This is a genomic window from bacterium (assembly GCA_016708025.1).
Classification (GTDB): Bacteria; Zixibacteria; MSB-5A5; order GN15; family FEB-12; genus FEB-12.
Genome location: JADJGQ010000005.1, coordinates 262614 through 269009, shown reverse-complemented (window position 1 = coordinate 269009; position 6396 = coordinate 262614). Strand labels below are relative to the sequence as shown.

General features: G+C 54.6%; 4 protein-coding genes and 1 pseudogene. 4 read left to right on the top strand and 1 reads right to left on the bottom strand.

Annotated elements, in window-relative coordinates:
- Nucleotides 1–1767 precede the first annotated feature (1767 nt).
- From IPH75_16220 to IPH75_16205, 4 genes and pseudogenes are all read left to right on the top strand, one after another.
- A pseudogene (locus IPH75_16220) lies at nucleotides 1768–2723 on the top strand (toll/interleukin-1 receptor domain-containing protein).
- A gap of 95 nt (nucleotides 2724–2818) precedes the next feature.
- Nucleotides 2819–3265 carry a hypothetical protein gene (locus IPH75_16215; GenBank protein MBK7143608.1) on the top strand — a complete coding sequence of 149 codons (447 nt, stop codon included), beginning with the start codon at nucleotides 2819–2821 and terminating at the stop codon, nucleotides 3263–3265.
- Nucleotides 3262–3726, top strand: a complete 465-nt coding sequence (locus IPH75_16210) for a hypothetical protein (GenBank protein ID MBK7143607.1) — start codon at nucleotides 3262–3264, stop codon at nucleotides 3724–3726. Before IPH75_16215 ends, IPH75_16210 begins: the two co-directional genes overlap by 4 nt.
- Nucleotides 3705–3932 (top strand): hypothetical protein, encoded by a 228-nt coding sequence (locus IPH75_16205; protein MBK7143606.1) that lies wholly within the window; start codon nucleotides 3705–3707, stop codon nucleotides 3930–3932. The genes IPH75_16210 and IPH75_16205 overlap by 22 nt, the downstream gene beginning before the upstream one ends.
- A 1409-nt stretch (nucleotides 3933–5341) precedes the next feature.
- Here the strand turns inward: IPH75_16205 and IPH75_16200 are convergent.
- Nucleotides 5342–6124, bottom strand: coding sequence for a hypothetical protein (locus IPH75_16200; GenBank protein ID MBK7143605.1), 783 nt, complete (start codon nucleotides 6122–6124; stop codon nucleotides 5342–5344).
- Between the last annotated feature and the right edge of the window lie 272 nt (nucleotides 6125–6396).

Genomic DNA, 6396 nt, shown 5'->3' with positions numbered 1-6396 from the left:
AGAGTCGAACTGGTCACCACCCAATCCGAAATTAACAATTGGCTTGTGGACTGTCAATTCCTTTTCTTGGTACCCGTGAAGTGGGCGCTGTAGCCACCATGATTGAGTCATCCACACCCACTGACTGCACCACATCTTTGAGCGATTCCACCGGTCGGATAGACTGAACGATGCAGTTAATCATCGTTCTCTCACAATCCAACCAAAGGAGAGTCATAATAACCCGCCCTACCAAGGCTTCTGACAAGCAGCCGCAGCCGGCCTCTGCACAACAACCGTTGCGTTCTTCAGTAGCAGGGATTCAAATGACCAGGCGACAGGGTGCCTGCCTTAACCGTCAGTTGCGGTAGCGCGGACTGACCAATGAGGAAGCGGAGACCTGGCTCTGCCAAGCTGCCAACCTTGACTCATCGGGAGAGCTCACCAAGCGACAGGCAAGCGCTCTTATCGAGTGCCTGCTCCGCACGACCGATCCGCTTCCTCCTGTCCGGTCAGACGAAGGAGGTGAAGCATGACCAATCTCTGCGAGGCCCAAGTCCAGTGGGCCACTCGGCCAGCAGACGAGCGATTCACGTCGCTCGACCTACTCGCGAACCATGTCCTTGCCAGAAGGCAGGGCTCGCGTGAGGAGGTTGTCAAAGTTCGGGAGTTGTGTCTTTCAGCCGAGGACGGCAGCGGAATCGGCCTGAATCACCACAATCCTAACGCTCCATTTACCCATTGGGCGATTGGACAGCTCTGCACCCCCATTGGAGCACCAGCCAAATACCTGCGCACCTTGCTTCCTGAACTGGCAGGGGATTGCTTACGGCAAGGGATTGCCAAGTCATCTGATCTGTGTAAACTTCTGTTCCGGAACTTCGAGGAGGGGTTTTCGGGAAACGGGTCTATGCAGACGGCAGCCTTCATCGGTCCGGCGTATGGCAGAATTTGGGACTCGGACGTGGTTGCAGCCCTGCAGGAAGCTGTCAGTGGGTCAGCCTGGCACGTACCGGACAGCAGGCATTCGCTACCCAGTGGGCTGTATGCATCTGATCGCGACGTCTTCGCTTTTCTAGTCAGCGACGAAGCTCTGGTGGAGATTGGGATTGCCAGACTTGGCAGGGGGTTCTTTATCTGGAACTCGGAAACCGGGGCTTCGACTTTCGGCCCGACCACGTTTCTCTGCAACTATGTATGTGGCAATCACATAGTTTGGGGGGGGCGAAACAGGTGCAGTAGCTGCGGATCATTCACCGGCATGGCGCATTTCTTGACCGGAAAGTGGCAACGAAAAAAGTCCATTACAACCCTTGATGTGCCACGAGGAAGTTGGCGGCGTCAAGCGGTCTGGAGGTCCAGCAACACTTCTCGTGTCGCAATGATAGAGTCGCGCGTCGACGGGCTCACGCGTATCTTTCAAGGAGTACAACTGAGACAAATCCAGCACGGGGAGAAATATGATTACTATCCAAATTGGTTCCTATGCACGAACCATCGACGCCGCTGACGGGCAGGTGGGTTACCCAACAGGGTGAACCGCCACCGCGCCGATCACCAGCCCTTCTGCGTCCGCGTCACCATCCAAGACGGTGCCATAGACATTGTGTTGAACACGCCGGGATGCCCAACCAGTCGCGGCACGCGCTCACCACGTCCACGGGAGCGCGCGATTTTGGAGCTCTGGGCCAAGCATGGTCTCAATGACCCGAACTTCACCGCGGGTAGTGTCGTCGCGTTCCTCCACCAAGTGAAGCAACTGTTATAGCGTTGCAACAGGAAGGCACTATGGTTAAAGTATTTTTCTCCTATTCGCACCAGGACGAGGACTTCCGCAACGAGCTTGAGGTGCATTTAGCGCCGCTCAAGTGCTCGGGTGTGATCGTCTCGTGGCACAACCGCCGCATCACTGCGGGGCAGGACCTGGATCGGGCGATAAACAAGGAGCTGGAGGTTGCGCAGGTCATCCTGCTTCTGGTCAGTGCGCATTTCCTCGCCTCTGACTACTGCCAGAAGCAGGAGATGCGGCGCGCTCTCGAACGGCACCGCGAGAAGACGGCTGTCGTTATCCCGGTCATCCTGCACCGCTGCGACTGGCAATCGACGCCGTTGGGTCAGCTGCGGGCGACGCCCACAGACGGCAAGCCTATTTCGAAGTTTGCCAATCAGCACGAAGCATTCGCCATTGTCGCCCGTGACGTGCGTGCGGCAGTCGAGGCACTGGCCCCAACGGCGACCGGACCGGCCGCGCCTCACAACGTCGAGGCGGTACAGGCGCAACCAGCCCGGCCCGAGCGTTCGAGCAACCTGCGGGTCAAGCGGCAGTTTAGCGACCACGAGCGCGACGAATTTCTGGACGCGAGCTACGAATATATGGCGCGCTTCTTCGAAGCATCCTCGATGAGCTGGCGGTCAGAAACGGCCAGATTCGGACGAGGTTCAAGCGCCTCACCGCGACGAGCTTCACGGCAGCAATCTATGGCAGCGGCGAGCGCATGGCCCAGTGCACCATCTGGTTCGGCGGTGGATCCTTTACGGCGGCGGGGATTGCATACTCCGTGTCTGCCGACGAGCTGCAACGGAGCGGTTTCAACGAACTGCTCAGTGTTGTCGACGACAGATACACGCTGCAGCTGAAACCGCTCGGCATGCGGATGACCGGGCAGCGCGGGGAGGGCACGCTATCACGGCAGGGGGCGGCCGAATACTACTGGAGCTACCTGATGGAGTCGCTGCAGCGGTAGGAATGGTATCGGAGAGACTGGCAGCATGCCCCTCAGCTTGGTAGGAGCTAGAAGCACGCACGTTAGTTCTGAGAGCGAGTAAGAGGAGTATACAGATGTTTGACGACATGCCGAGGTTTGCTCGCCTCCACTTTGCGCAGTTACGAGCCCATGTGCGCGCAGAGTTGTTTCCGCACGGTTACCTGCCTGCTACAGATCGGGCCCGGCTAAGTCAGCTCGAACAGGTGGAGCGGATGGAGAGAGCACGATCCCTTGTTAACGAAGCGACTGTGGTTGCCTTTGTTTTTGTGATCAGCCGGTTTCTCTCGCGCGGCACGGACATGGCCAAAGCCACTGTGGATCTATTGCGCGAATCGGGAATTCCACGTTTCACCATCGGCAGCGTCGAGTACGCAGAGCGAAATGAAAACGTCATGATGGGACAAGTCCTCGCTGAGCAGTTGATACAATCTCTGCCGACGGAACTCCGAGCATTCCTGGTAGGCAAGAAGTACCTATACGAGGTTCTTATGCCTTACAAGGAGAGAGTGCACGATCAATGAGCTTCTACTTCGATCAACAGACGGCGACAAAGGACTTGCAAGCCTTCTTCGGCTCGCATAAAGCTCAACTGCAACTATTTGGATCGCGGGTGAATCAAACCTTTGAAGCGTTCGTGTTCGCAGCGACGATTCGGCACTACCAAAAGAATGGCTGGGCGACCACGATCGAAAACCCAGGGAGTCCATCTGGCCTACGCCTCAAGTTTTCAACGCGAGGTGCGCCCAAGAACTTCTCCTATTGCAGGGCGCAGAAAGGGCTGGAGACCGTGCAAATTCGACACCAACTGCGAGTCGACATCGCCAAGCGCTACCCGACCCAAAAGAAGCGCTCCAACATCTGTTGCGATGTCGTAATTATGAGAGACGTCAACATTGACCACTACTCGACCGACAGCTCGCTGCCAAACCAAGAGCTCATCAGCTTCGGCGAGTCAAGCACATGTCTGCGTTTGCGGAACTGATTGCGGGGTTCATTGGGCTGGTACACGAGCTCATGCCACAACGCCTTCGCAAGGTGCGTACACGGCGCTTTCAGAGCAACGGTCATTTGGCGCCATTTCTGCACGTTAGTGGGATCATGTACGCTACAGCCGAGGGTGTCTGTGAATCGGTCAATCGCCGCTGCTACGATGTCGACTTCTATTGTTTTGACAAGCCGCTGGCTTGAACGCGCACGAAACTGCTGAAGCTGGTCGACTTCGTTCATAACGAACCTCGAATACAAGGGAGACAAAGATCACTGACTCACTTCCGAATGGAAGGGAGCCGCGGCATTGCCGCTGTCGAATAGGATATAGAGAAAGCGTATTTCACATCAGTTCGTCTATGATTACTTTGCGGATTCGCGAGTTGGCGGTAAGGGCCTGTGCGCCATACCGAGACAGGGATCCTCAGACGTGGCACTCAGCACAGATAAACCTAGCATACGCTTTGGCCCTACATGGGACCACCGAAGAGATCACAAGATCGCTATCGATAGTCGAGAAATTGACCATAAATGCGGACAAGGAATGCCGAGAAGATTTTCACGCTATTAGATACGTGAAACTCTGTTTTGCGATGCTCCAACACGACAACAGCCTAAAGCGGTATTACTTGTTGTCGGCAAAGAGCTTGTTGGCACAAGCGGCTACCAGGCGTACCGCTGGGCTTTCCTCGAACTCAAGGCAGAATTCGACTGGGAGAAGATACTATATTAGTGAATGACGAACTAGAGTCCATAGGTGAGATGTAGACCGCAATTGCTGTAAACGTGTTGAAGTGCACTGGGTCGAATAGAAGTTGTACCTCTGGTGTTGTCAGGCAACAGGGACACACTTTTCAGTTCAAGTATTCTCCTGAGTACTTCGTAGGGAGTCTTATCGCTGTGCGCTCCATGGGGTCGGTCGAAGTTGTGGAAGCGTTCCTACCCTACCAGCTTTCGACTTAGGTCCACGTCGTCACTGTGCTGCAAACTGCTGATAGAATTCCTCCCCGTCAATGCGGTGCAACCGCTCCAACATGCCATTGAGCTCTGTTGAGCGCGGTTTGATGTACACGTGCCGAATGCCGTTATCCACCACGTCTAATTGAAACAGTGCTTGAAACTTGTGACCTTGATCCGTCCTGACCAGGAAGGAAACTGAGGTGGTTGGCAGCGAGCCGACCAACCTAGCGGCCGCCTTCACCAGTCAACGTACGGTCGTATCTGGGACTGTGACGTGCTCACCGCCTTTCTGGAAGCCATCTAGGGGACCGGGTGGCATACTCCGCCTTCATCGGTCGTCGGGCCACGCGGCCTGTACGCATCGGACCGGATTTGGCCTGTATTCGCGTTTCGCTCACGCTACTCGCTCATTCCGTGTGAATTGAAATCGCGTTTAGCGAACCATGTGCTGGAGTCGTCGCAATCAGTTCAGCCTACTTAAACTTCCCGTTCGCTTAGAAACTCAAGCAACAAGTAGATCAAACTCAATTCCATGAGCCTGGGGAAGAACCAAAACGGACCTCTTCAAGGCAAGCCCGCAAGCGGCCTCACGAGTAATCTAATTCATCAAACCTTGATGGCTTGAGGCAGACACGATTGACGTGCCTATACTAAATGAGCGTTTCCCGACTCCGGTCGGCTGCACGGGCGAATAGACATCGCAGTTCCCTCACCATTTCTCGGCTGAGATCATCACCCGCCCTTTTGGACGGCTTTGTCGACAGAGTAATACGATCACCGCTCACCGTGTAGTAGCAAAGCTTTCCTATCTCCATTTTGACTTCCTCAAAGGCTTGTTGGTCTACATGCAACTCGCCAGACTGCAGCAAAGCCGCAAGTTCGGATAGCAAAGCGTAGACGTTCAGTCTCAACTTCAACACCCATTGCGCTTCCCGTTCACTATTCAACGGCTCGGCGTACTGCTTCCAATACAGCTTCCGGTGCTCATTCGTGATGTCACTCTCCGCACTGATGTTCAAACCAAACCTTAGGGTAGTATCTGCGTCCTGTATGACAATCATCGTGGCTGGCCATGCGGTGTGCACCAAAGAATTTCTTCCGAAGGTCGCCACAATCGAGTGAACATCCGAAAGACTCGGCATGCGTCTGGCTACTCGGGCAATGTTCTGGCGATTGGAGTTGCATTCACCGGGATCCCTCAGAAACGATCCTATGTGGTCCATAACCGCGAACAGGGCAGTGGCAAGAACGAAGTTCCCTCTCGCCCTCACCTGCCCTGAGCAAAGTACCGTTGCTCCCTCAAATCCGTTCTCAAGCTCGCCAAGCGTACTGGGCAGCAGCCACTCTTTTCGACAATCCCCAAAGGTCGGAAACTCCTGTACGCCTTGCCAAAAGAGAGGTCTTGTCATGATTACTAACTCCTCGAAAAACATTCTTGAATTTCATCAGGAACCGAACCCGGCTGTTACTATTGGTTTTCGTCACTAGAGCACTTTGGGGCGGGGTCATCAGATGAAAGACAAATTGACTCGATATAGTTGCAGGAGTAATGGTGTAGCGGGGGGGAGGGGGAACGCTGACACCAAAACCCCTGCAACATTAACGTTCTCAACTCGTTAGGAATATAGCTCGCCGACCTCCCTTTATGATCGCTGTACATAGCTAAATGGCTGTCAGTAATATAACCACAGTTTGTTTTTTGTCA

What these genes read in the sequence shown, in the direction of transcription:
- IPH75_16215 (MBK7143608.1), top strand. Translation starts at nt 2,819, where the DNA reads ATGTTTGACGACATGCCGAGGTTTGCTCGCCTCCACTTTGCGCAGTTA.
- IPH75_16210 (MBK7143607.1), top strand. Translation starts at nt 3,262, where the DNA reads ATGAGCTTCTACTTCGATCAACAGACGGCGACAAAGGACTTGCAAGCC.
- IPH75_16205 (MBK7143606.1), top strand. Translation starts at nt 3,705, where the DNA reads ATGTCTGCGTTTGCGGAACTGATTGCGGGGTTCATTGGGCTGGTACAC.
- IPH75_16200 (MBK7143605.1), bottom strand. Translation starts at nt 6,124, where the DNA reads ATGTTTTTCGAGGAGTTAGTAATCATGACAAGACCTCTCTTTTGGCAA.